The organism is Escherichia sp. MOD1-EC5950, from assembly GCF_002965345.1.
Lineage (GTDB): Bacteria > Pseudomonadota > Gammaproteobacteria > Enterobacterales > Enterobacteriaceae > Escherichia > Escherichia marmotae.
Genome location: NZ_PTSR01000001.1, coordinates 301,807 through 328,138, shown reverse-complemented (window position 1 = coordinate 328,138; position 26,332 = coordinate 301,807). Strand labels below are relative to the sequence as shown.

19 protein-coding genes and 2 tRNA genes are annotated in these 26,332 nt (G+C 51.2%); 9 read left to right on the top strand and 12 right to left on the bottom strand.

The genetic code is table 11. The features are described 5' to 3' along the window. Position 1 precedes the first annotated feature (1 nt). Both BEA93_RS01630 and BEA93_RS01625 read right to left on the bottom strand, forming a co-directional pair. Positions 2 to 985, bottom strand: a complete 984-nt coding sequence (locus tag BEA93_RS01630) for an ABC transporter permease (RefSeq protein ID WP_001516975.1) — start codon at positions 983 to 985, stop codon at positions 2 to 4. Positions 986 to 988: 3 nt separating this feature from the next. Continuing rightward, the gene (locus BEA93_RS01625; protein WP_001516976.1) at positions 989 to 2,488 is read right to left on the bottom strand and encodes a sugar ABC transporter ATP-binding protein; all 1,500 of its coding nucleotides are present in this window, start codon (positions 2,486 to 2,488) and stop codon (positions 989 to 991) included. 469 nt (positions 2,489 to 2,957) lie between these two features. Here BEA93_RS01625 and fucI point away from each other — a divergent pair, with 469 nt between their 5' ends. The 4 genes from fucI (at position 2,958) to fucR (ending at position 7,473) form a co-directional block, all read left to right on the top strand. Beyond that, complete coding sequence (gene fucI / locus BEA93_RS01620) at positions 2,958 to 4,733, top strand: L-fucose isomerase (RefSeq protein ID WP_105224756.1); 1,776 nt, start codon at positions 2,958 to 2,960, stop codon at positions 4,731 to 4,733. 108 nt (positions 4,734 to 4,841) lie between these two features. After that, positions 4,842 to 6,260: an L-fuculokinase gene (gene fucK, locus BEA93_RS01615; RefSeq protein ID WP_105224757.1), complete on the top strand. Its 1,419-nt coding sequence runs from the start codon at positions 4,842 to 4,844 to the stop codon at positions 6,258 to 6,260. A gap of 1 nt (position 6,261) precedes the next feature. After that, entirely contained in the window at positions 6,262 to 6,684 is a 423-nt protein-coding gene (fucU, locus tag BEA93_RS01610; RefSeq protein WP_000920827.1) for an L-fucose mutarotase, read from the top strand. Between the two features lie 57 nt (positions 6,685 to 6,741). Then, positions 6,742 to 7,473 carry an L-fucose operon activator gene (gene fucR / locus BEA93_RS01605; RefSeq protein ID WP_010378533.1) on the top strand — a complete coding sequence of 244 codons (732 nt, stop codon included), beginning with the start codon at positions 6,742 to 6,744 and terminating at the stop codon, positions 7,471 to 7,473. A 43-nt stretch (positions 7,474 to 7,516) separates the two neighbouring features. On the opposite strand, the gene rlmM is transcribed toward fucR, so the two are convergent. From rlmM to BEA93_RS01585, 4 genes are all read right to left on the bottom strand, one after another. After that, positions 7,517 to 8,617, bottom strand: a complete 1,101-nt coding sequence (gene rlmM / locus BEA93_RS01600) for a 23S rRNA (cytidine(2498)-2'-O)-methyltransferase RlmM (protein WP_001045507.1) — start codon at positions 8,615 to 8,617, stop codon at positions 7,517 to 7,519. Then, positions 8,610 to 9,005, bottom strand: coding sequence for a DUF423 domain-containing protein (locus tag BEA93_RS01595; RefSeq protein ID WP_000203905.1), 396 nt, complete (start codon positions 9,003 to 9,005; stop codon positions 8,610 to 8,612). The genes rlmM and BEA93_RS01595 overlap by 8 nt, the downstream gene beginning before the upstream one ends. An 18-nt stretch (positions 9,006 to 9,023) precedes the next feature. Continuing rightward, positions 9,024 to 9,941 (bottom strand): glycine cleavage system transcriptional regulator GcvA, encoded by a 918-nt coding sequence (gene gcvA, locus BEA93_RS01590; RefSeq protein ID WP_000044401.1) that lies wholly within the window; start codon positions 9,939 to 9,941, stop codon positions 9,024 to 9,026. Between the two features lie 350 nt (positions 9,942 to 10,291). Further along, the gene (locus BEA93_RS01585; protein WP_000750396.1) at positions 10,292 to 10,519 is read right to left on the bottom strand and encodes a YgdI/YgdR family lipoprotein; all 228 of its coding nucleotides are present in this window, start codon (positions 10,517 to 10,519) and stop codon (positions 10,292 to 10,294) included. Positions 10,520 to 10,711: 192 nt separating this feature from the next. Here BEA93_RS01585 and csdA point away from each other — a divergent pair, with 192 nt between their 5' ends. Next, positions 10,712 to 11,917 (top strand): cysteine desulfurase CsdA, encoded by a 1,206-nt coding sequence (csdA, locus tag BEA93_RS01580; RefSeq protein WP_016249142.1) that lies wholly within the window; start codon positions 10,712 to 10,714, stop codon positions 11,915 to 11,917. Beyond that, positions 11,917 to 12,360, top strand: a complete 444-nt coding sequence (gene csdE, locus BEA93_RS01575; RefSeq protein WP_105224758.1) for a cysteine desulfurase sulfur acceptor subunit CsdE — start codon at positions 11,917 to 11,919, stop codon at positions 12,358 to 12,360. Before csdA ends, csdE begins: the two co-directional genes overlap by 1 nt. A gap of 55 nt (positions 12,361 to 12,415) precedes the next feature. Here the strand turns inward: csdE and tcdA are convergent, their stop codons facing one another. Both tcdA and mltA read right to left on the bottom strand, forming a co-directional pair. Beyond that, positions 12,416 to 13,222 (bottom strand): tRNA cyclic N6-threonylcarbamoyladenosine(37) synthase TcdA, encoded by an 807-nt coding sequence (gene tcdA, locus BEA93_RS01570; protein ID WP_000117724.1) that lies wholly within the window; start codon positions 13,220 to 13,222, stop codon positions 12,416 to 12,418. A 75-nt stretch (positions 13,223 to 13,297) separates the two neighbouring features. Then, positions 13,298 to 14,395, bottom strand: a complete 1,098-nt coding sequence (mltA, locus tag BEA93_RS01565; RefSeq protein ID WP_000678632.1) for a murein transglycosylase A — start codon at positions 14,393 to 14,395, stop codon at positions 13,298 to 13,300. Between the two features lie 208 nt (positions 14,396 to 14,603). Between mltA and BEA93_RS01555 the strand changes: the two genes are divergently transcribed. Together BEA93_RS01555 and BEA93_RS01550 are read left to right on the top strand one after the other, a co-directional pair. Beyond that, positions 14,604 to 14,680 (top strand) — tRNA-Met (locus BEA93_RS01555). A gap of 34 nt (positions 14,681 to 14,714) precedes the next feature. Next, positions 14,715 to 14,791, top strand: a tRNA-Met gene (locus BEA93_RS01550). Positions 14,792 to 14,865: 74 nt separating this feature from the next. Here the strand turns inward: BEA93_RS01550 and amiC are convergent. Then, complete coding sequence (gene amiC, locus BEA93_RS01545) at positions 14,866 to 16,119, bottom strand: N-acetylmuramoyl-L-alanine amidase AmiC (protein WP_000016909.1); 1,254 nt, start codon at positions 16,117 to 16,119, stop codon at positions 14,866 to 14,868. A 230-nt stretch (positions 16,120 to 16,349) separates the two neighbouring features. On the opposite strand from amiC, the gene argA reads away from it, so the two are divergent. Then, positions 16,350 to 17,681, top strand: a complete 1,332-nt coding sequence (argA, locus tag BEA93_RS01535; protein WP_000237970.1) for an amino-acid N-acetyltransferase — start codon at positions 16,350 to 16,352, stop codon at positions 17,679 to 17,681. A 236-nt stretch (positions 17,682 to 17,917) separates the two neighbouring features. On the opposite strand, the gene recD is transcribed toward argA, so the two are convergent. Genes recD through ptrA form a run of 3 tightly spaced genes read right to left on the bottom strand, consistent with a single transcriptional unit; the run spans position 17,918 to position 26,167 of the window. Beyond that, positions 17,918 to 19,744 (bottom strand): exodeoxyribonuclease V subunit alpha, encoded by a 1,827-nt coding sequence (gene recD / locus BEA93_RS01530; RefSeq protein WP_000775997.1) that lies wholly within the window; start codon positions 19,742 to 19,744, stop codon positions 17,918 to 17,920. Beyond that, a complete protein-coding gene (gene recB, locus BEA93_RS01525; protein ID WP_105224343.1) occupies positions 19,744 to 23,286 on the bottom strand; it encodes an exodeoxyribonuclease V subunit beta in 3,543 nt (1,180 codons plus the stop codon). The genes recD and recB overlap by 1 nt, the downstream gene beginning before the upstream one ends. After that, entirely contained in the window at positions 23,279 to 26,167 is a 2,889-nt protein-coding gene (ptrA, locus tag BEA93_RS01520; protein WP_105224344.1) for a pitrilysin, read from the bottom strand. The genes recB and ptrA overlap by 8 nt, the downstream gene beginning before the upstream one ends. Positions 26,168 to 26,332: the final 165 nt, after the last annotated feature.

Below are 26,332 nucleotides of genomic sequence, written 5' to 3'. Positions count from 1 at the left end.
GTCAACGAATCTTTTTGCGTAATGTATCGAGGTAAACGGCAGCGACTACAACTACACCCATTGCGACCATTTGCCAGAACTGGGAGACGCCCATTAAATTGAGGCCATTTTTCAGTACACTCATAATGAAAGCGCCAATGATTGTGCCGCCAATAGTGCCAATACCACCCATTAAGCTGGTTCCGCCAATCACTACCGCGGCAATAGCCTCCAGCTCATAACCCACTCCTACCGTCGGTTGTCCGGAGTTGAGACGAGATGCCAGAATGACACCCGCTATCCCCGTTAGTAAGCCGCAGAAGGCATAGACGAAAATTTTCACGCGCTGAACTTTAATACCTGAAAGATGAGCGGCAACTTCATTACTGCCTACGGCATAGACATAGCGACCAATAACGGTTTTTTTCAGAATGTAAGCGCCGACAAGTGCCACGATGACAAGGTAGAAAACAGGATAAGGCAGCACATCAAATAAGCGTCCCTGAGCGAGCGTTTTGAACGTTGGGTAATCGGAAAAATAGATTGCACGCCCGTCGGTCATCACCATATTGATCCCCCTGACGGACATCATCAGTCCCAACGTAGCGATAAACGGTGGAATGGTCATTTTAGTAACCAGCAAACCATTCACATAGCCGCACAATCCGCCTGCTAAAACACCAGCAATAATACAAACAGGCAGCGGCAGTCCCAGCGTGGCGCAAATACCCACGGCGACACCAGAAAAAGCCACCACGGAACCCAGTGATAGATCGATGCCTGCGGTAATAATGACAAAAGTGACTCCAATGGCCATGATGCCAATTACCGACGTTTGCAGAGCAATCGTCATGATATTTTCGGTATTAAAGAAAAAGGGCGAACTGAAGCTAAAAAACAGCACTAAAATAATCAGGCTGAATAATGGCGCCAGACGCATCAATAATTCCTTATTGATTTTTATTTTCTTATTATTGCTGTCTGAAGAGGTTACAGAGATAGTCATAATTTAATCCTCTAACGTCGCGTATTGCATAATTTTTTCTTGCGTGGCTTCATTTGCACTAAGCTCGCCGGTAATTCGACCACTACGCATCACTAAAATACGGTCGCACATTCCTAACACTTCCGGCAATTCAGAGGAGATCATGATAATTGATTTCCCTTTAGCCACGAGACGATTCATTAACTCGTAGATTTCCAGTTTGGCACCAACATCAATACCGCGAGTAGGTTCGTCGAAGATTAAAATATCAGTATCTTTACATACCCAGCGCGCAATAATAATTTTTTGCTGGTTTCCTCCACTTAGATTTACTGCAGCCTGTTCAAGATGTGGGGTTTTAATTCTTAAGGCCTTCACTTGTTGTTCACTGGTTTGCTGACAACGATGTGAATCAACATTCCCAAAACGGTCGGAATATTCAGGATAATTTCCTAGCATAATATTTCGCTCAACAGACAAGTTAAGCGCCAGCCCCTCTTTTTTACGGTCTTCCGTCAGATAACTGATCCCTTGCTGAATTGCATCTGAAATATCTTTGATAACGATTTCTTTACCATTCAATATTAGCGTTCCGCTATCAATGGAGTCCGCCCCAAAAATCGCGCGCGCAAGCTCAGTACGACCAGCCCCCATCAGACCGGCAAAGCCGAGGATCTCACCTCGATAGAGCGTGAAATCAATATCGTTCAGCACGCCTTTACGCGTCAGTCCATTCACCTCCAGTACCGGAATCCGCTGCTGTAGCGCTTCGCGACGGGGATAGATATTTCCTAAATCGCGCCCCACCATCATGGCAATCAAGTCACTTATTTTTACGCATTCATAATCCACAGTATTGATATACTGACCATCACGCATTACGGTCGCGCGATCGGCAATGAGCGCCAACTCTTCCAGACGGTGGGAGATATAAACAATCCCAGTGCCCTGTTCTTTCAATAATCGGGTGACACGAAATAAACTTTCAATTTCTGTTTCTGTTAGCGCTGCAGTAGGTTCATCCATAATGAGAATCTTTGCGTTAACTGAAATGGCCTTGGCAATTTCTACCATCTGCTGCTGAGCTACTGTAAGGTCGGCAACCAGAGTATCTGGTGAAATTGCCAAATTTAATTTTTGCAAAATCTCAATCGTCGCCTGACGTTGCTGTTTTTCATCCAGACGCCAGCGATTTTTTTTACAAAACTCCCTACCGATAAAAATATTTTCTTCCACTGTAAGATCAGGAAATAAATTAAATTCCTGATGAATAATAGTAATACCAACACGCTGCGCACTTAACGGCTCAGAAAATGAGACAGATTGATCTTCAAAAACTATTTCACCTTCGTCAGGTTGATAAACACCCGACAAAATTTTCATTAGGGTAGATTTTCCTGCGCCATTTTCACCTAATAGTGCATGAACTTCGCCCCGGCGTAGAGTAAATTGCACATCATTAAGCGCCAACACGCCTGGAAAGCGTTTGGTGATATGCTTCATTTGCAAAAATGTTTCGGACATTGCCGCTTTCCTCAATAATCAGAAACTGAAAATGTGAAGTACGACATAAATGTCGCTACTAAAGCCCTCTTCACTGTGATACGAATAACGTTTGAATGGATATTCATCGCATCAATTTATTTTTCGCATTTTGCTAACTCGAGTTAGCGTTCACCTTTTAAAGGCTATTTTAGGTATACAAATTAGCCAAATAATTTGAGGTAAAACTGTGATGCATAACCACCAAAATCTCATAACTCAATGATTATTAACAATATTAGTTTTTATCTCACCAAATAATAATTTGACAGAGATCGAATTTTAACCACTTCTCGTGAAGCCCCTCACATTTCAACAAGAAAAAAGTTGTACACAAAAAGCCTACATATCTAAGCTAACTCGAGTTAGCAACTAATAATCAATATTACTGCTTCGGTGGTTCCTTTCTCCGCCTTAGCAGAGCGCCAATAAAGCGAGATGAGGAATCCTGATGAAAATTAATACGTTACCGAAAATTGGTATCCGCCCGGTTATTGACGGTCGTCGCATGGGTGTTCGTGAGTCGCTTGAAGAACAAACAATGAATATGGCGAAAGCCACGGCCGCACTGCTAACCGAGAAACTGCGCCATGCCTGCGGTGCTGCCGTCGAGTGCATCATTTCCGATACCTGTATCGCGGGGATGGCTGAAGCCGCCGCCTGCGAAGAAAAATTCAGCAGCCAGAATGTAGGCCTCACCATTACGGTAACGCCTTGCTGGTGCTATGGCAGTGAAACCATTGACATGGACCCTACCCGTCCGAAAGCCATTTGGGGCTTTAACGGCACTGAACGCCCGGGCGCTGTTTACCTCGCCGCAGCCCTGGCAGCTCACAGTCAGAAAGGTATCCCGGCATTCTCCATTTACGGCCATGACGTTCAGGATGCCGATGACACATCGATTCCTGCCGACGTTGAAGAAAAACTGCTGCGCTTTGCCCGTGCCGGTTTGGCGGTCGCCAGTATGAAAGGTAAAAGCTATCTGTCACTGGGCGGCGTTTCGATGGGGATCGCCGGTTCCATCGTTGACCACAACTTCTTTGAATCCTGGCTGGGAATGAAAGTCCAGGCGGTGGATATGACCGAACTGCGTCGCCGTATTGATCAGAAGATTTACGACGAAGCAGAACTGGAAATGGCGCTGGCCTGGGCTGATAAAAACTTCCGCTATGGCGAAGATGAAAATAACAAACAATATCAACGTAATGCCGAACAAAGCCGCGCAGTTCTGCGCGAAAGTTTGCTGATGGCAATGTGTATCCGCGACATGATGCAAGGCAACAGCAAACTGGCTGATATCGGTCGCGTGGAAGAATCTCTTGGCTACAACGCCATTGCGGCGGGCTTCCAGGGACAACGTCACTGGACCGATCAATATCCAAATGGCGACACCGCCGAAGCGATCCTCAACAGTTCATTTGACTGGAATGGCGTGCGCAAACCCCTTGTCGTGGCTACCGAAAACGACAGTCTTAACGGCGTGGCAATGCTAATGGGTCACCAGCTCACCGGCACCGCTCAGGTATTTGCCGATGTGCGTACCTACTGGTCACCTGAAGCAATTGAGCGCGTAACGGGGCATAAACTGGACGGGCTGGCAGAACACGGCATCATCCATTTGATCAACTCCGGTTCTGCTGCGCTGGACGGTTCCTGTAAACAACGCGACAGCGAAGGAAAACCGACGATGAAGCCGCACTGGGAAATCTCCCAGCAAGAGGCTGACGCTTGCCTCGCCGCTACCGAATGGTGCCCGGCGATCCACGAATATTTCCGTGGCGGCGGTTACTCTTCCCGCTTCCTCACTGAAGGCGGCGTCCCGTTCACCATGACTCGAGTCAACATTATTAAAGGCCTGGGACCGGTACTGCAAATCGCGGAAGGCTGGAGTGTGGAGTTGCCGAAGGATGTGCATGACATCCTCAACAAACGCACCAACTCAACCTGGCCAACCACCTGGTTTGCACCGCGCCTCACCGGCAAAGGGCCGTTTACGGATGTGTACTCGGTAATGGCGAACTGGGGCGCTAACCACGGCGTTCTGACCATCGGCCACGTCGGCGCGGACTTTATCACTCTCGCCTCAATGCTGCGGATCCCGGTATGTATGCACAACGTTGAAGAGACAAAAGTGTATCGTCCTTCTGCCTGGGCCGCGCACGGCATGGATATTGAAGGCCAGGATTACCGCGCTTGCCAGAACTACGGTCCGTTGTACAAGCGTTAATACATTACTCCCTGATGTGATGCCCGGTCGCTCCGGCTACCGGGCCTGAACAAGCAAGAGTGGTTAGCCGGATAAGCAATGTTATCCGGCTATATTGCAGGAGCGATTATGAAACAAGAAGTTATCCTGGTACTCGACTGTGGCGCGACCAATGTCAGGGCCATCGCGGTTAATCGGCAGGGAAAAATTGTTGCCCGCGCCTCAACGCCTAATGCCAGCGATATCGCGATGGAAAACAACACCTGGCACCAGTGGTCTTTAGACGCTATTTTGCAACGCTTCGCTGATTGCTGTCGGCAAATCAACAGTGAACTGGCTGAATGCCACATCCGCGGTATCGCCGTAACGACCTTTGGTGTGGACGGCGCTCTGGTTGATAAGCAAGGAAATCTGCTCTATCCGGTCATTAGCTGGAAATGTCCGCGAACGGCGGCGGTAATGGACAATATTGAACGGTTGATCTCCGCACAGCAGTTGCAGGCCATTTCTGGTGTCGGAGCCTTTAGTTTCAACACGTTATATAAGCTGGTATGGTTGAAAGAAAACCATCCACAACTGCTGGAACGCGCGCACGCCTGGCTCTTTATTTCGTCGCTGATTAACCACCGTTTAACCGGCGAATTGACTACCGATATCACCATGGCCGGAACCAGCCAGATGCTGGATATCCAGCAACGCGATTTCAGTCCGCAAATTTTACAAGCCACCGGTATTCCACGCCGACTCTTCCCTCGTCTGGTGGAAGCGGGTGAACAGATTGGCACACTACAGAACAGCGCCGCAGCAATGCTCGGCTTACCCGTTGGCATACCGGTGATCTCCGCGGGTCACGATACTCAGTTCGCCCTTTTTGGCGCGGGTGCCGAACAAAATGAACCCGTGCTCTCTTCCGGTACATGGGAAATTTTAATGGTTCGCAGCGCGCAGGTTGATACTTCACTGCTTAGTCAGTACGCCGGTTCTACCTGTGAACTGGACAGCCAGGCAGGTTTGTATAACCCGGGTATGCAATGGCTGGCATCCGGTGTGCTGGAATGGGTGAGAAAACTGTTATGGACTACTGAAACTCCGTGGCAAATGCTGATTGAAGAAGCTCGTCTGATCCCACCGGGCGCGGACGGCGTGAAAATGCAGTGTGATTTATTGTCATGTCAGGACGCAGGCTGGCAAGGAGTGACGCTCAATACCACGCGGGGGCATTTCTATCGCGCGGCGCTGGAAGGGTTAACCGCGCAGTTACAGCGCAATCTACAGATGCTGGAAAAAATCGGCCACTTTAAAGCCTCTGAATTGTTGTTAGTCGGTGGCGGAAGTCGCAACACATTGTGGAATCAGATTAAAGCCAATGTGCTTGATATTCCGGTAAAAGTTCTCGACGATGCCGAAACGACCGTCGCAGGAGCTGCGCTGTTTGGCTGGTATGGCGTAGGGGAATTTAACAGCCCGGAAGAAGCCCGCGCGCAAATTCATTATCAGTACCGTTATTTCTACCCACAAACTGAACCCGAATTTACAGAGGAAGTGTGAAATGCTGAAAACAATTTCGCCGTTAATTTCTCCCGAACTATTGAAAGTGCTGGCAGAGATGGGGCATGGAGATGAAATTATTTTTTCCGATGCTCACTTTCCCGCCCATGCGATGGGACCACAGGTGATCCGCGCTGATGGCCTGTTAGTGAGCGACTTGCTCCAGGCAATTATCCCGTTATTTGAACTGGACAGCTATGCGCCGCCGCTGGTGATGATGGCGGCAGTAGAAGGTGACACCCTCGATCCTGAAGTGGAACAACGCTATCGTGATGCGCTTTCACTACAGACCCCGTGCCCTGAAATCACCCGCATCGACCGTTTTGCGTTTTATGAACGGGCACAAAAAGCCTTTGCGATCGTTATCACAGGCGAACGAGCGAAGTACGGGAATATTCTTTTAAAAAAAGGGGTAACACCGTAATCTCATACCGGTACGCCCGCATGACGCGGGCGGTTATCGAATGATGGGGTGAAAAATATGAAAGCGGCACGCCAGCAAGCGATAGTCGACCTGCTGCTGAACCATACCAGCCTGACCACGGAAGCTCTCTCTGAACAGCTAAAGGTCAGTAAAGAAACCATTCGTCGCGATCTCAATGAATTACAGACGCAGGGTAAAATTCTGCGCAATCATGGGCGCGCTAAATATATCCACCGTCAAAATCAAGACAGCGGCGATCCCTTTCATATCCGGCTGAAAAGCCATTATGCGCATAAAGCAGATATTGCCCGCGAAGCGCTCGCGTGGATTGAAGAAGGGATGGTGATCGCCTTAGACGCCAGTTCAACTTGCTGGTATCTGGCACGCCAGTTGCCTGACATCGACATTCAGGTCTTCACCAATAGCCATCCAATTTGTCATGAACTCGGTAAGCGCGAACGCATTCAACTGATCAGTTCCGGCGGCACACTTGAGCGCAAATATGGTTGTTACGTCAATCCCTCGCTGATTTCCCAGCTTAAATCGCTGGAAATCGATCTGTTTATTTTTTCTTGCGAAGGGATCGACAGCAGCGGCGCACTGTGGGACTCCAATGCGATCAACGCTGACTACAAATCGATGCTATTAAAACGTGCCGCGCAATCGTTGTTATTGATTGATAAAAGTAAATTTAATCGTTCTGGAGAAGCCCGCATCGGGCATCTGGATGAGGTCACGCACATTATTTCTGATGAGCGCCAGGTTGCGGCTTCTTTGGTGACAGCCTGATGGCAATGGTAGCAGGCCGGAGACGGCGCCCCGGCCTTGCCCGTTATCGCTCGTCGCGACGACCACCCACCGCAGCCCAGATACGACGGACATGCACCGTCACTTCTTCGCGATCGTGATATAACTGCCGCGCCTGAATCTGAGCATTTATGCCATGTTCATCAAGCTGTGCCTGAATATACGCCAGATTGTGTGACACTTCTTCGTAGCGTTTTTTCATCGGCAGTTTGAGGTTGAAGATTGTTTCACGGCACCAGCCATTAACCAGCCACTGCGCCATCAATGCCGCAACTTTCGCTGGTTTTTCAACCATATCGCATACCATCCATGAGATATTGCTGCGTGTCGGACGGAATTTGAAACCGTCTTCCCGCAGCCATGTCACCTGCCCGGTATCCATCAGACTTTGCGCCATCGGGCCGTTGTCGACGGAATAAACCCACATGTTGCGCTTCACCAGTTGGTAGGTCCAGCCACCCGGGCAAGCACCTAAATCCACCGCCCACATCCCGTTCGCCAGGCGTTCATCCCACTCATCCGCCGGAATAAACACATGAAATGCCTCTTCCAGTTTGAGCGTGGAACGACTCGGCGCATCTGCCGGAAACTTCAGACGCGGAATGCCCATATAGAACGGCGAATTATTGTGGCTGTAAGAGTAACCGGTATAGCAGCAACCTGGGGCAATGAAGAATACATGCACCACCGGACGCTTCGGTGTTTCATAGTTCACCAGCACGCCCGCATCGCGCAAGGCAGCCCGTAGCGGAACCGTGAATTTACGGCAGAATTTCAGTAACTCTTTGCTTTCGTTGGTGTCCGCGACTTCAACACGCAGTTCACCGCCCTTCTCCACCACGCCCTGCAACATGCCAACAATAGGCGTAATGCGGTCTTCTGGCGGCAAATGTTGGAGGAGTTCTCCTACCAAAAACCACTGGCGGGCAAAAATTAATGAACTGAACGGCAGCTCACGAATTAGCTTATCGCCATCATCCGGTTGATAACATTCATAAATGACATAACCCGCATTCTCTTTCACGCGGGCAAAACCGAAGATTTCCCGCTGACCGGCTTTATCGGTAATTTCTGCGGCGCACTCTTTTTCAAAGCCCGGACGACACAACAATACAACCTTATTCATGACTTACGCCCTTGCGCTTTAAACGGATAGCACCGACTAACATTAACGCCCAACCCGCGAGGAAGCTCACACCACCGACCGGAGTGACAAACGCCCACAAACGCAGATGAGACAGCGCCAGGCAATAAAGGCTGCCGCTGAACAGCACCGTGCCTAACGCGAGGAAAACACTACTCCAGTAAAACCAGATACTGATGCGACGCTGCATCGCCACTGCCAGCCCCAAAATCGCCAGTGTATGGAACGCCTGGTATTCAAGGCCGGTCTGGATCCAGCCCATCTCAACGGCTCCCATTGTTTTACTTAAAACATGTGCACCAAAAGCGCCCAGAGCCACAAAAATGAAACCGCTAATGGCGGCAAAAATCAGCATAAAACGGCTGGTCATGGTCGTACCCTACGTAAATTATTGTTCATAACGAAAGCGGAATTTTTCTTGTTCAGCAGCGGCTTTCGCCAGGATCCATTGGCGAAAGGCGGCTATTTTACCCAGTTCTGCCTGACTGTCATGACATACCAGATAAAAAGCATTTTTACTGACCAAAACATCATTAAACGGGCAGACAAGACGTCCAGCCTCGATTTCAGATTGCGCCATCACGTTATTTGCCAGCGCCACACCCTGCCCATGAATGGCAGCTTGTAGCACCATGGCGCTATGGCTGAATATCGGTCCTTGCTGAACGTTAATATGATTTAACCCCAACTGGCGGGTATATGTCTGCCAGTCACGACGGGACGCATCGTGTAATAACGTATGTTTAGCCAGATCTTCCGGGGTCTTCAAGGGTTTTTCACCGGTTAATAGCAAAGGCGAACATACTGGCAACAGGTATTCGGCGTAAAGCTTTTCCACCCGCAGCCCTGGCCAGTTGCCACGGCCATAAAATATAGCGACATCAACGTCGTCCGCCAGTTTATCTTCCTGACGATCGACCGCCTGGATTCGAACATCGATTCCCGGATAAGCTGAATTAAAGCTGGAAAGTCGCGGCACCAGCCAGTGGATGGCAAAACTGGGGAGTAAGCTGACCGTCAACGCACCCTTGGCGCTACGGGCCTGGAGTTTACGCGTTGCTTCAGTTAATTGCGAAAATATCTCTTTGATATCGAGGAAATAGCTTTGCCCTTCCTCGGTCAACAGAAGTGAACGATTACGACGACGGAACAGTTTTAGTCCCAAAAAGTCCTCAAGTGACTTGATTTGATGACTTACTGCGGCCTGAGTCACAAAAAGCTCTTCTGCTGCACGTGTGAAGCTTAAATGGCGTGCGGCGGCATCAAAAACTCGTAAGGCATTTAGCGGTGGTAATCGTTTTGACATGGCTTTTAAACTTTGATGTTAAATGAATTTAACAATTAGATCACAGTATGTAACCTATTAGTTTTTTTTATCTGGGCCATTATAATTTGTCCGTTGAGCTTCTACCAGCAAATACCTATAGTGGCGGCACTTCCTGAGCCGGAACGAAAAGTTTTATCGGAATGCGTGTTCTGGTGAACTTTTGGCTTACGGTTGTGATGTTGTGTTGTTGTGTTTGCAATTGGTCTGCGATTCAGACCATGGTAGCAAAGCTACCTTTTTTCACTTCCTGTACATTTACCCTGTCTGTCCATAGTGATTAATGTAGCACCGCCTAATTGCGGTGCTTTTTTTTACCTTGCGATCGTGAATTACTGATCCAGTTCGACCATCTCTTTCACGTCAGTGCGGTTGATCTGCTGTTTGTTGCCATTAGCGTCTTTATAAGAAATCATACCGGTTTCATCATCCGTCATCGGTTTGCCATCGGCAACAATGGTGCGTCCATCGTTGGTGTGCATGACATAGTTTGAACCGGAACAGGCACTAAGGGCAAAAGTCAGCATACAGGCAGAGATAATTGCGGCAGTCTTTTTCATCTTCTTCTCCTTAAAGCGATTATTCACTCGCAATAAAAATTCATTAACAGGCTAAAATTAACGCCTAACACTATTAAGCATAAGCGACCGAGTCGCTTTCGCCTGGATATCCAGATGAATCCGAAGGTTAGGGCTATCCTTGTGTCGAAGTGAATTTTGCGCCACGATCGGTTTATCAAGCCGAGGAGTACCATGAACGTTTTTAATCCCGCGCCGTTTCGCGCGCACTTTCCCGCATTACAGGATGCGGGCGTCTATCTCGACAGCGCCGCTACTGCGCTCAAACCCGAAGCCGTTATTGAGGCAACCCGGCAGTTCTATAGCCTGAGTGCTGGAAACGTGCATCGCAGCCAGTACGCCGAAGCCCAACGGTTAACCGCACGTTATGAGGCCGCGCGGGAGAAAGTCGCCCAACTGCTGAATGCATCGGATGACAAAACTATTGTCTGGACACGTGGCACCACCGAATCTATTAACATGGTGGCGCAATGTTATGCCCGTCCACGCCTGCAACCAGGCGATGAAATTATTGTCAGTGTGGCAGAACATCACGCCAATCTTGTTCCCTGGCTGATGGTCGCCCAACAAACTGGAGCCAAAGTGGTGAAACTGCCGCTTAATGCGCAGCGGTTGCCGGATGTCGATTTATTGCCAGCGCTAATGACGCCTCGTAGCCGGATTCTGGCGCTGGGCCAGATGTCGAACGTCACCGGTGGTTGCCCGGATTTGGCGAGAGCGATTACGTTTGCCCACGCCGCCGGAATGGTGGTGATGGTTGATGGAGCTCAGGGGGCGGTGCATTTCCCTGCCGATGTTCAGCAACTGGATATCGATTTCTACGCTTTTTCAGGTCACAAACTTTATGGCCCGACAGGTATCGGCGTGCTGTATGGCAAACCAGAACTGCTGGAAGCAATGTCGCCCTGGCTGGGCGGCGGCAAAATGATCCACGAAGTCAGTTTTGACGGCTTCACCACTCAATCTGCGCCGTGGAAACTGGAAGCCGGAACGCCCAACGTCGCAGGCGTCATTGGGTTAAGCGCGGCGCTGGAATGGCTGGCAGATTATGATATCAACCAGGCAGAAAGCTGGAGTCGCAGTCTGGCGACGCTTGCAGAAGAGGCGCTGGCAAAACGTCCTGGCTTTCGTTCATTCCGCTGTCAGGACTCCAGCCTGCTGGCCTTTGATTTCGCCGGTGTTCATCATAGCGATATGGTAACGCTGCTGGCGGAGTATGGCATTGCCCTACGCGCCGGGCAGCATTGCGCTCAGCCACTGTTGGCAGAATTAGGCGTAACCGGCACTCTGCGCGCCTCTTTTGCGCCATATAATACAAAGAGTGATGTGGATGCGCTGGTGAACGCCGTTGACCGCGCACTGGAATTATTGGTGGATTAATGACGAACCCGCAATTCGCCGGACATCCGTTCGGCACAACCGTAACGGCAGAGTCGTTACACAACACTTTCGCGCCGCTGACGCAATGGGAAGATAAATATCGCCAGTTGATTATGCTGGGGAAACAGCTTCCTGCTTTGCCAGACGAGTTAAAAGCGCAGGCCAAAGAGATTGCCGGATGCGAAAACCGCGTCTGGTTGGGGTATAGCGTCGCTGAAAACGGCAAGATGCATTTCTTTGGTGATAGCGAAGGACGCATTGTGCGCGGTCTGCTGGCCGTGTTGTTGACCGCAGTGGAGGGGAAAACCGCTGCCGAGTTACAGGCACAGTCGCCGCTGGCATTGTTTGATGAGCTGGGATTGCGTGCGCAACTTAGAGCCTCACGCAGTCAAGGGCTGAATGCGTTAAGCGAGGCGATTATCGCGGCGGCGAAGCAAGCTTGATGTTGCACGTTCAAGGTCGGATAAGACGCACCAGACGTCGCCTCCGACCTAATGTTTACCCCTGACGCGCCGCTTTCGCCATCATCTTCTTCAGCGCATGAGAAACCGCAACAAAACCAAAGGTGGCGGTTACCATCGTTGCCGCGCCAAATCCTGACGCGCAATCCATCCGCTTCGGCCCTTCTGCCGTGGCTTTCATCGCACACACCGTACCGTCTGACTGCGGGTACACCAGTGCTTCGGTAGAGAAAACGCAGTCCACGCCGAGCTTACCTTTACTGTTTTTCACCACGCCAAAATCACTTTTCAGGCGCTCGCGCAGTTTCGCCGCCAGCGGATCCTGAATTGTCTTTGCCAGATCAGTAACCTGAATCTGCGTCGGATCAATCTGCCCGCCTGCGCCACCGGTCGTGACCAATGGGATTTTATTGCGACGGCAATAAGCGATCAGCGCCGCTTTAGGTCGCACGCTATCAATGGCATCAATCACATACGAATAACCGGCACTCATATATTGCGCTACGTTATCCGGCGTCACAAAATCATCCACCACCGTTACCCGGCACTCCGGGTTAATCTGGCGAATACGTTCCGCCATCACTTCAGCTTTTGCCAGCCCGACGTTATCGCGCAGCGCGTGAATTTGCCGATTAGTATTGGTGACGCACACATCATCCATATCAATAAGTGTGATTGCGCCAATCCCCGTTCGCGCCAGAGCTTCCGCCGCCCAGGAACCGACACCACCGATACCGACGACACAAATATGCGCATCAGCAAACAGTTGCAACGCTTTTTCACCATACAGACGCGCTGTGCCGCCAAAACGCTGACGCCAGGCATCACTTATTACAACAGACATAGCACCTCAGAATTAAAAAGGGTGAGGTTATCCCTCACCTGGCTTATCCGTAAAAACGGCGTACAGAATATCACATCAGCCGCTAAAAACGTTACCTGCGCCCGGGGCCGTTTTCAGCACCCAGACACGACCATAGTGATTGTACCAACCGGCGCGGTGGCCAGCTTCAGGGCCAATCCCCTGATAGATATCGAAGTGTTGGCCTTTGATTGCGCCACCGACATCCAGAGCCACCATCAGACGCAGTTCGTACTGACCATTGAATTTGCCGTTATTATCCAGCAGCGGCACTTCTGCCAGCAAGGTAGTACCTGGTGGGATAAGCGAACGATCAGAGGCAACCGACGCACGGCCAACCAGCGGCACTGCACTTGCCCCTTTCACCGGCGCGAAAGATTGCGGTTTAAAGAAGACGAAAGATGGATTCTGTTCCAGCAGTTCGCGAACTTCGGCTTCACTGTGCGTTTCACCCCAGTGACGAATCGCCTGCATCGACATATCTTCTTTTTTCACTTCGCCACGATCGATCAAAACCTTACCAATACTGCGATAGGCATGACCGTTCTTTCCGGCATAGCTGAAGAAGTTAAGCGGGCTGCCATCGCCAAAATCGATATATCCACTCCCCTGCACATCCATAATGAAGTTATCCATCAGAGAGTTGCTGTAAGCAAGGATATATTTATCGCTCAGTGCCCCCGCGTAGATCTCCGCACGAGACGGCAGACGACCGCGTTTTGGCGGCATACGGTAAATAGGGTACTGAAACTCGCCCTGGCGAGTATGGCGCGCCTGAATTACCGGTGTGTAGTAACCCGTAAACTGCACGTTGCCGTAGTTATCCGCCCCTTCCATCTGCCAGGCGTCAATACCAAACTGACGCATATTGCGGGTATCACCACCTGCGCGCAGCCACTCCTGCACCGCGTTATAAACATTACTCTGGTTGCCATACAGACGCGGCGACGCGTTACGGATATGGTTAATTTGCTCGGCAAAATCACCGGCGTTAATTGGCGCGCCAACGGCATCTGGCTGGTTCACCAGAGAGAAAGGCTGGGTAAATTTCCCGTCTTTATATTGCTGTCCGCGATCGGTTGGTTTGGAGGAGCAGGCGGCAAGTATCGTTACGACTGCGCCCATAAGAAGGTACTTTACCCAACGTCCTTTCATTGTTCTCTTCTTCAGGTTAAAAAATAAGGCGCAACGAAGATAACAAACCGTTGGGTTTAATGAAATGCGTAGCCGCTCCCTGACGCAAATTTTGCACAAAAAATAGGCTTTAGTGGTTTGTTTTTGTTCAAAAACATCCCAATTCCGTGATCCGGGTAAAAAAAAGGTTGCATGAAAACGCGAGCGGAGTATAGTGCGCATCCACGGACGCGGGGTGGAGCAGCCTGGTAGCTCGTCGGGCTCATAACCCGAAGGTCGTCGGTTCAAATCCGGCCCCCGCAACCAATCAAAATTTGACGAAGTAAAAGCAGTACGGTGACGCGGGGTGGAGCAGCCTGGTAGCTCGTCGGGCTCATAACCCGAAGGTCGTCGGTTCAAATCCGGCCCCCGCAACCAATTATTAAGCACCCTTATGGGTGTTTTTTTATTTCTGCTCTTCCATAAAAAAAGCGCTATTCAGCGCTTTTTTACTATCCCCTTCTCGCCAGCGTCGCCCCATCAGAAAAATACGCTTTAATCCCCGCGAGGATAGACTCTGCAACTTCCTGCTGGAAAGTCGCCGTTTTCAGTTTGCGCTCTTCCTCAACGTTACTGATAAACGCCGTTTCGACGAGAATAGATGGAATATCTGGCGCTTTCAGTACAGCAAACCCGGCCTGCTCAACCTGATTCTTATGCAGCTTGTTGATTTTGCCAAGTTTATTCAGGACTGCCCTACCAAACTTCAGGCTGTCGGCAATGGTCAGCGACTGCACCATATCGAACATGGTGTGGTCGACATAGCGGTCACCGCTTTTGCTCACGCCACCAATCAAATCCGAGGCGTTCTGAGTTTGTGCCAGATATTTTGCCGCAGTACTGGTCGCGCCTTTGGTCGAAAGCGCAAACACGGAAGAACCGCTCGGCTGGCGGCTGGTAAAGGCATCTGCATGGATAGAAACAAAAAGGTCAGCACGTTGTTTCTGTGCTTTTGCTACACGCACTTGCAACGGAATGAAGATGTCTTCATTACGCGTCATGTACACCTTCATATTGCCCTCTTTCTCGATCAGAGAGCGCAGACGGCGGGCAATTTGCAATACCACGTCTTTTTCACGCGTTTTGTATTTCCCCACCGCGCCGGAGTCTTCGCCGCCATGGCCCGGATCAAGCATGATGACAATAGGACGATCGCGCCCAGCCTTGCCAGGCTGTGGGCCACTCTGCGCAGGCGGCACCTGCTTTTCGAGATCGCCTTTGTTGTAATCCTCCAGCAGTGCCAACAGTGGATCCTGCATATCCTGGGCATTGACCGGGTAGAGATCCATCACCAGACGCTCTTTAAACCCGGCAACTGGCGCGAGGGCAAACATCTGCGGTTTTACGTTTTGCTTTAACTCAAAAACCATCCGCACGGTTTGCGGATCAAATTGCCCGACGCGTGCAGACTTGATGAACGGGTCGTCAGCACGAATTTGCGCAGCCATCCCCTTAAGCACCGAGTTCAGGTTTACATCTTCGATATCCACTACCACGCGTTCAGGGTTACTCAACGCAAACTGCTTATATTTCAGTTGACGATTTGATTCTACCGTTACACGGGTATAGCTGGACGCAGGCCAGACGCGCACCGCCACGACCTGACTGACCGCAGCCAGACTCACCTGACTTACGCTCAATAGCCACATGGCACCCGCGCCTTGCAGTAAACGACGACGGCTGATTGCAGTGTTGGATCCCGACATGCCTCTCCCGAGCAAATAAATCTAAGCTGTGTAACAAGTAAACGACCAATTTGACCGGAAACTTTAGCGAAAGACGCATATTCTGTCATCTATAAAACGGTAAACATTCTTTTTATATTCACGGCATTACTGATAAAAAAAATGTTCACGCATAAAATTTGCACTTGCACACGGCAAAAAAACAGAATAAAAATACATTAATTTCGAATAATCATGCAAAGAGGTGTGCCGTGGTGAAGGAACGTAAAACCGAGCTGGTCGAGGGATTCCGCCATTCGGTTCCCTATATCAACACCCACCGGGGGAAAACGTTTGTCATCATGCTCGGCGGTGAAGCCATTGAGCATGAAAATTTCTCCAGTATCGTTAATGATATCGGGTTGCTGCACAGCCTCGGCATCCGTCTGGTCGTGGTCTATGGCGCGCGTCCACAAATAGATGCGAATCTGGCAGCGCATCGCCACGAACCGCTGTATCACAAAAATATACGTGTGACCGACGGCAAAACACTGGAACTGGTGAAGCAGGCTGCGGGGACATTACAACTGGACATCACTGCACGCCTGTCGATGAGCCTTAATAACACGCCATTGCAGGGAGCGCATATCAACGTCGTCAGTGGCAATTTTATTATTGCCCAGCCGCTGGGCGTCGATGACGGCGTGGATTACTGTCATAGCGGGCGCATCCGGCGGATTGACGAAGAAGCGATTCATCGCCAACTGGACAGCGGTGCAATTGTGCTGATGGGGCCGGTGGCGGTTTCGGTCACTGGCGAGAGTTTTAACCTGACCTCGGAAGAGATTGCCACTCAACTCGCCATCAAGCTGAAAGCCGAGAAGATGATTGGTTTTTGCTCTTCACAGGGGGTCACCAATGACGACGGTGACATCGTCTCCGAGCTTTTCCCCAACGAAGCGCAATCGCGGGTAGAAGCTCAGGAAGAGAAAGGCGATTACAACTCCGGTACGGTGCGCTTTTTACGTGGTGCAGTGAAGGCTTGCCGCAGCGGTGTTCGTCGCTGTCATTTAATCAGTTATCAGGAAGATGGCGCGCTGCTACAAGAGCTGTTCTCACGTGACGGTATCGGTACGCAAATTGTGATGGAAAGCGCCGAGCAGATTCGTCGCGCAACAATCAATGATATCGGCGGTATTCTGGAGTTGATCCGCCCGCTGGAGCAGCAAGGTATTCTGGTGCGTCGTTCTCGGGAACAACTGGAGATGGAAATCGACAAATTCACCATTATTCAGCGCGATAACACAACTATTGCCTGCGCTGCGCTCTATCCGTTCCCGGAAGAGAAAATTGGCGAAATGGCCTGCGTGGCGGTACACCCGGATTACCGCAGTTCTTCCCGTGGTGAAGTCCTGCTGGAGCGTATCGCAGCCCAGGCCAGGCAAAGCGGCTTAAGCAAATTATTTGTGCTGACCACGCGCAGTATTCACTGGTTCCAGGAGCGTGGTTTTACCCCGGTGGATATTGATTCACTGCCAGAGAGCAAAAAGCAGATGTACAACTATCAGCGTAAATCCAAAGTGCTGATGGCGGATTTAGGGTAAGTGGTTGAAATCGCCAGATGCGATATGCGCAATTTCCGGGGGCATGATAAACACGCTAGCATCGCATCAGGCATTGACGCTCATCGTCGGATGCGGCGTGAACGCCTTATCCGACCTACGTCAAGTCGAAGACGTTGATGGCGGATTTAGGGTAAGTAGTTGAAATCGCCAGATGCGATATGCGCAATGCCCGGGGGCATAATAAGACGCGCATGCGTCGCATCAGGCATTCGCGTTTATCCCCGCGAACTAAATAACGCTGCCAGTCCGCTACGCCGCTCGGTACGTGTGGCGATTGCCGCACTTAATATGCGCTCATCGGCATACAACGATAAACGGCGACGCGCACGGGTCACTGCGGTGTAAACCAGCTCTCGCGTCACGACCGGCGTGCGCTGGCTCGGCAAAATCAACGCCGCATGGTCGAACTCAGAACCCTGCGATTTATGTACCGTCATCGCCCACGTGGTTTCGTGTTCCGGTAAACGACTTGGTTGCACTGACTTGATATTACCGTCCGGCATTGCAAACCAGACGCGCGTTCCTTGCCCGCGATCCAGTGCAATACCAATATCACCATTAAACAACCCAAGGGCGCTGTCATTGCGGGCAATCATCACCGGCCTGCCTTCGTACCAACGCGAGTGCGGATGGCGATGGATTTTTCGCTTCTGTTGCATAAACTGCTCAATTCGCTCATTCAGCCCGGCTACGCCAAACGGCCCTTCCCGCAGGGCGCACAAAAGCTGGTATTCATTGAATGCCTGAATAATTAAATCCGGCTCGGCACGCGCTTGCAGCAGATCCAGATAGCGTCCGTAACCCGCAAGAGCTTCCTCAAGCATCGCAATATAATCTTCGCCACTCTGTAAAATCCGTTTTTCGATATCAGTAAAATCCTGCTGAAAAACGGTTTTTACTGCCGTTTTATCGCCGCGATTGATAGCCGCCGCGAGCTGACCAATGCCAGAATCGCTGCCGAAACGGTAACTTTTTTGCAAAAGGCAGAGACTATCGCGCAAAGATGCCGCCTCTGTGCCACTGCCCGCAGGAACGTAGCTCCCCGTCAGGCGACTTAGCTGCTCCGCTCGTTCTGCGGTAAAGCCCGCATTGGCATAAGCGCAAATATCGCCAAGAACAGCCCCAGCCTCAACAGAGGCCAGTTGATCACGGTCGCCAAGAAAGATCACTCTGGCATGATCGGGCAATGCGTCGATCAATCGTGACATCATGGGCAGATCGATCATTGACGCTTCATCGACCACCAACACATCAAGATGCAATGGGTTACCCGCATGATGGCGTAAACGCTGACTGCCCGGCTGCGCGCCCAGCAAGCGGTGCAGAGTGCTGGCATCTTCCGGAATACGTTTCTTTTGTTCATCCGTCAGCGGTAACTGGCGCAAAGCTTTGCCAAGTGATTCGGTTAAGCGCGCGGCGGCTTTCCCCGTCGGCGCAGCCAAACGGATGCGACAACGTTCACCGTCGGCCATCTGAATTAACGCCGCCAGCAACTTCGCCACGGTGGTCGTTTTACCGGTGCCGGGGCCACCGGAAATCACCGAGATCCGCCTCGTCAGCGCCACCGCTGCCGCCACTTTTTGCCAGTTAATGTCATCGCTTACTGGAAAAAGTTGGTCCAGGGTTTGCGCCAGTAGAGCTTCATCAACCTCAATGGCATGATTCACTTCATTGAAAAAGCGCGCCACCGTGCGCTCGTTACACCACATGCGGTTGAGATAGAGACGATCGCCACAAAGGATCATTGGTGTAGGTTCATCTCCCCGGCTGACCGCGTGTGAAGCCAGCAGACACTCTTCCCAGTTTTGTAGCTCACCGATTTCACTGACGCAGGTCGCCAGGAGCGGGTGCGAGGCTTCGTTGTTCTCCAGCCGTGAAAGCGGCAAACAGACATGTCCTTCCCCGGCATCATAACTTAACAGTGCCGCCGCAAGGGTGACGGCGGGATGTTCATCACCCGCCACGGTCAGGGCAAACTGCACGTCCAGCGGGCGTAGCTGTTTGTGCTCCACAGCTTCCAGTAATTGCTTTTGCAATTTCATTACGCCTCCTCCAGGGTCATACCAGCAAACATCTCATCCATCAGGGCAATCAACCCGGCATCGGGGCGGGTCGCGTAAATCCCTTGTTGCGGATGCTCTTTATCAACGCCGCGCAGGAACAGATAGATAACGCCGCCAAAGTGGCGCTCATAGTCGTAATCAGCAATGCGATGGCGCAGATAACGATGCAATGCCAGGGTATAAAGCTGATATTGCAGATCATAGCGGTGTGCTTGCATCGCCGCTGCCATAGCCTGTTGGGTGTATGCTGAGCTGTTTTCACCCAGCCAGTTGGATTTATAGTCGAGCAGGTAATAACGCCCTTCGTGGCGAAACACCAGGTCGATAAAGCCTTTTAACATGCCACGCACCTGCATGAACTCCAGCGACGGGCAGCCAGCAGAAAGCGGGTCAAACTGGCGGATTAGCGCATCAAGTTGGCTGGCGACGAGCGGTTCACTAATTGGCAGATAAAATTCCATCTCCACCTGTTTATCGCGGGCGGAAAGCTGACTCAGGCTGACTCCCGTTTCATTGAGCGGTGCCTGGAGAACAGCCATGATCCACTCGGTCAACACCGGTTCCCAATGCGCTTCAAAACCGCCAAGTTCCAGTTTTTCCCGCACCCAGTCAGGCTCAACCGGCTGGGTAAAATCCAGATCCTCAAACAAACTGTGCAAGAACGTCCCCGGTGACGCTCCGCGCGGAAACTGATGCGGTGTTAACGTCGGTTCTTCAACGACGCTGACCACACCTGCGGCGTCAACATCCAGCCGTGGCATCAAATCCTGAGCGATACCGTGACCACGCTGCTGCAAACCAGAGTAGCTGGTGACCCGCCAGTTATCGCCAGGTAAACGTTGTAACGTCTTCGCATTCAGTTCTGCTGTAGAAACATCATTAACCTGCCAGGGCTGATTATCACCGGTTTGTGCCGTTTGCCAGGCAATATCCTCATCGCACAATGCTTCAATACAGGCGCGAAGTCCTGCCGCATCCTTTGGTTCCCCTTTTTGCAGCAAGCGTCCGAGCGCACTTTGATGGACGTCGGTGTCACCTTTTTTATCGCCTCGACGGCGCACCAGTGGCGCGACGCCAAGACTGCAATGCCAGACCGAACGCGTCAGCGCCACATAAAGCAAACGCAGATCTTCCGCCAGACGTTCGGCCTCAGCGAGATCGACGCTTTCTGGCGCAGCGTTAAGATCCAGAACAGCCTCAAATGAGTGACGATCGTGATAGAACGCCTGATCCTGGACGCGGAAATTGGTAATAAATGGCAACCAGACTAGCGGATACTCCAGTCCTTTCGACTTGTGGATCGTAACAATCTGCACCAGATGTTTGTCACTTTCGAGGCGCATTTGCTGGCTGGACGCGTTACTGTCTGGCTCGAGGATATGCTGTGATAACCAGCGTACCAGCGCATGTTCACTTTCAAGCTGCGTTCCCGCTTCCTGAAGTAATTCACTGATATGTAAAATATCTGTAAGACGCCGCTCACCACCCGCCGTTGCCAGCAGGTTTTCTGCAATGTTGCGCGCCGACATCAGCGCCCGCAGCATTGGCATAACGCCGCGTTTTCGCCAGATTTGTCGATAACCATCGAACTCTTCAACGACTGCATCCCAGGCATGTTCGTCATTATTCAGCATTTCGATATCCAGCGCGTTCAGCCCCATCATTGACGTTGCCAGCGCGCTACGCAGAGTATTTTCACGTTCAGGCGTCATCACTGCCTGCAACAGCCAAAGCATCTCCTGCGCTTCCAGAGTTTCAAAAACACTGTCGCGGTTCGAAAGGTAAACGGAAGGGATTTCCAGCAGCGTTAAGGCATCACGTATCTGGGCGGCCTCCTGGCGGCTGCGCACCAACACACTGATGTCTGAAGCACGCACCGGACGCGCGTCATCGCCATTCATCAACAACGCGTCTCCGCGCTGCCCGGCCTGCAGCCAGTCGCGGATTTGCGCGGCGCATACCTGCGCCATGGTACTTTGATAATCGCCAACGCCGCAGCTTTCGCCTTCCATCAGCCACATTTTCATCGAAGGCTGCGTTTCACCTTTAAATACGAAACGCAGCGCCTGATTTTTCCCGGCTGATTTCACAGGAATAAACGGTATTTCGCGAAACATAAAAGCGTCATCAGTCTGGCTAAAAAGCGTGTTCACACTGTTCACCATTCCTGGTGCGGAACGCCAGTTGGTATCCAACGTGTAATGAGCGCGAACTTCGCTACGCGCCTTCATGTAGGTGAAGATATCCGCACCACGGAACGCATAAATAGCCTGTTTCGGATCACCAATCAGTAACAATGCGGTTTCCGGCTGATGGTGCCAGATGTGGCGGAAAATCCGGTACTGCTGAGGGTCGGTATCCTGAAACTCGTCGATCATTGCCACCGGGAATCGCGTGCGGATCGCCGTCGCCAGCGCCTCTCCGCTTTCGCTACACAACGCGGAATCCAGCCGATTTAACATGTCGTCAAAACCCAGTTCGCCACGGCGGCGTTTTTCACGCGCTACCGTTTCACGGATCTCAGCTAATGCGCGAGTGATCACCAGATCGCGGATCGATAATGGTTCAGCAAGTAATTGATCGATCGCCTCAAACAGCGGATGGCGCGGTGTCTCGCCCCCTGCTTTTGTGCGATCTTCTAAGAAACGCTGAGAGAATTTTTCCAGCGACTCCGGCAACTGATAACTGTTGGTCTCTTCTTCTGCCCAGGCGCTAATCTTGTCAATCCATTTAGCCTGATTGCTACGGTTAAACTTGCGTCGATCAATACCTGAAGATTCGATTAGCGCATCCAGTTCACCTACCGCATCACGCCACTGCTGTTTTACGGTATCGATACGCGCCACAATTTGCGCGTGGCGGGAAGCCAGCGTTTCATCATCGGGCGGCGGCGCTTTAATAACTGGCGCTTCCCCTTGCAGATATCGATTAATATCGCGCAGCAACGCCTGCGGCCCTTTCCATGTTTCAAAGACCACCTGAGCAATTTCACGCGGCAGAGGATAGCAGTGGCGACGCCAGAAATCGGCGCAGGCCTGGTAGCGCAGTAGCGATTCATCTTCAATCAGTTGCTGCTCAAACAACATACCGGATTCAAAAGCATTCAGGTTGAGCATTCGCTGACAAAAACCGTGAATGGTAAAAACTGCCGCTTCATCCATCTGTCGTTCGGCTAACAGCAGCCACTGCGCGGCCTGCGCTTTATCGTCAATCTCTTCCAGCAGGCGCGCATACAGAGGGTTGTCGGTGGTTTCACGTAGACAGGCGATGCGCAACTCATGAATATTGCTACGGATACGACCGCGCAACTCTGCGGTGGCAGCCTCGGTAAAGGTCACCACCAGCAGTTCTTCAACGGTCAACGGGCGGGGAAAGGCAGCAGAACCACCTAGTCCAAGTAACAGGCGCAAATAGAGCGCTGCTATCGTAAAGGTTTTGCCTGTGCCGGCAGAGGCTTCAATCAGGCGCTCACCCAGTAAGGGCAAGCGCAAAGGATCTAGTGTCTCAGCGACATCACTCATTCTTTTCACTCATCAGGGGCATTGTTTGCTGCAACGCGCTGACGTTCTCCCACACTTTCCAGCCTTCAGGATGCACATATTCAGCTTTCCCATTCTGGCTGCCGGAAATCTGCGACAGGATAGCCATGCCTTGCGGCTCGACCACTGCCTGATGGAAGAAATCGGCAAGTTTTTGCGGCGTCAGCAGTTTTATCTGTGCCACGATTTTATCACGCGAATCAAAGCGCATATTGCCGCGATCGAAATCTTTACTTAACTTCGATGCTTCTTCGCCCAGCGTTTGCGGTGCCTGTAGCATCTGGCTGATAACCGCCTGCTGGATTTGCGCGAACTCTTCTGGCTTCATCGCGCGCAGTTTCGCCTCAGCCGTTGGGAAAAAGGCCTTGTAACGATCCCACAGGTACGAAGGCTGTTTATCATTACTTTGCAGTAAGAAGCCCATGCCCCACTGACGTCCCACGCTCATTGGGAACGCGAACACGGCGTACCCCAACTGCTCTTCAGTACGCAACTGATTGTAGAACCACGGTTGTACAATCTGCGCCAACAGAGAACTGTAGGCTGAACTGGTGTATTCATCATAGCCAGTCGGTACAAATACTGCTGCCAGTGCGGAGTCGGTACTGTTACCAGCTTTTTCAAAAATGACGGACTGTTTTTTATCGACCAGGACATCTTTGTTACGACACCACTCTGAGCCATCAGCCCCTAACTGTTTTTGCACATCGCGCGCCAGCGTTGTTGCCTGGGCTTCGGTCATGTTGCCGATAACCATGAACTCTGGTCGTGCCCCGGATTTTAAGGCGTCGCGATAGGCCATCACCTCTTTCAGGGTGATAGTGGGCAAAATTTTACGGCGCTCATCTCGCGAGAAGTACGGCACCTGCGAGAGCATCTGCGCGGGCATAATCGCCTGCTCAAACGCTTTGCCTTTTTCTGCGGAATCCATCATCTGGTTATACCAGGATTTCGCCTGTTCAAGCTGCTCTGGTGTAGCGGTATAGCTAAAGTAGCCCTCCAGCAGAGCCTGAAAAAGTTGCGGCAGACGCTGAGTGTAACCATTAGCATTAACCATAAGGCCGTTGTTAGCATTGGTGGAAAAACTAATGCCGCCAACCGACGCCTGGTTGCTTAACTGATCAAGCGCCAACCCTGCGAGATAATCATTGAGCGCAAACATCACCTGGTTACGGGCGCTGTCCATCGCTTTCGGGTTACGCAAAATCAGGCTGACATCGGCTTTTGGTTCGCTGGCAAAATAGCGACTCGGCGCATACACCACACGCAAATTGGATTCATCAACAATCAGCTCTGGATGGTCGTATTTCTTCTCTGATTTAATCAGCGAGAAATCGTCAGGAATATAGGGATTAAGCTCCGGCAGGGAGAGCGCTATGTCGGCAGCTTTTTTCTGCCAGTCAGCGAAAGTTTGCTCGCTGATTTTATCGACCTGATACGGCGCATCGACAAAGTAAGCCATTTTATTGTGTGGCTCTTTCGGGCTGATATACCAGATACGCGCGTTTTGCGGCGTCATCATCGCCAGACGTTCTTTTACTGCTTTAGCATCATACTGATCGGCTATATTGACCGCGTCCAGCGTATGCTCAACGGGAACGCGAATCATGGTATCTACCAGCCACTCGACGTAATCCATATCACGAGTGATTGACGGATAACGGAAATCGATATCCAGCACATTCGCCAGTTCATCGAAATACTGTTTATCAATCCCTTTTTCGCGTAACAGATTGAGGTAGCTGAAAATAGCCGCTACAACCTGATCGCGATTAGCCAGACCTTTATCGGTTAAGGACGCAGAGATCGCTAACACGCCACTGTTGCCATTGACGATAGGATCGGAGTTGGCGCTAATGCCCTCAACTAATCCCTGTTTTTGCAACCAGTCAGAAAGCGTTCCTGGGCTGCGATTGCCAATCAGATAGGTAATCAACTCATCAGTTTTACTACGGAACTCCGCCGAATTGTTATCGATGCGAAACTCGACACGCAGCACTTTACGCGGCAACGCCGGGACGTAATGAATGATAATGCCCTTTTGTGCATCGGTGACTACCGGCACGGTGATTTCCGGTTTTTTGCTCTCTTTGTTCGGCACTCGACCGAAGGTGTCCGCCGCCATCTTCGCCAGCTCCTGCAGCGGTTTGTTACTGTAGATAACAGCCTTCATCAGATTGGCGGAGTAATATTTCTCATGGAAATTTTTCAGCGCCTGCTGCACCGGATTACCGGGTTTGTCGCTTAAGGTTTCCAGGTTGCCACCAGAAAACTTTGCACCAGGGTGGGCCGGGTTAATGGTTTCTGCGCTGACCTGCGCCATACGCATCCCGTCACGCGTGCGCGCCATAGTTAATTCGGCGTTCACTGCATTACGCTCACGTTCGGCATATTTCTTGTCGAGTAAAGGTTCCGCAATGGCGTCCGCCAAGCGGTCTACCGCCCCTGGTAAGGCGTCATTTTCCACTTCCAGATAGAAAGCGGTGCGATACGGTGCCGTGCTGGCGTTATGACTGCCACCGTGCATTTTGAGGTATTCGGCCAGACTGTCAGCCTGCGGGTACTTTTTCGACCCCATCAGGCTCATATGTTCAAGATAATGTGCCAGCCCCTGATAAGCCTCGGGATCTTCCAGCGATCCAACGGGCACCACCAGTGCAGAAAGGGATTTTACCGCCTGCGGGTCAGAAACCAACAATACCACCATGCCGTTATCCAGACGCACAGCCTGATACTGACGGTTATCTTTATCACTTTTACGGATGGTTTCCTGAATCGGCTGCCATCCCGTTTCTGCCTGACTTAAGGGGGCCCAAAGGGCAACAAACAACAGTACTGCTTTGAACCAGGTGCTGCGGGGCATTCACGGACCTCATTATCAACTTTATTTTTCAGCCAGATTCAACACGTTAACGTAAATCATCCGGCAGAATTTAATCTCGCGCTGAACAAGTCAGCCTATGTCTATATAACCATCAGTCCGTGACTGGTGCGCATAATAAAGTAAGCAAATGGATTGCGCAATTTT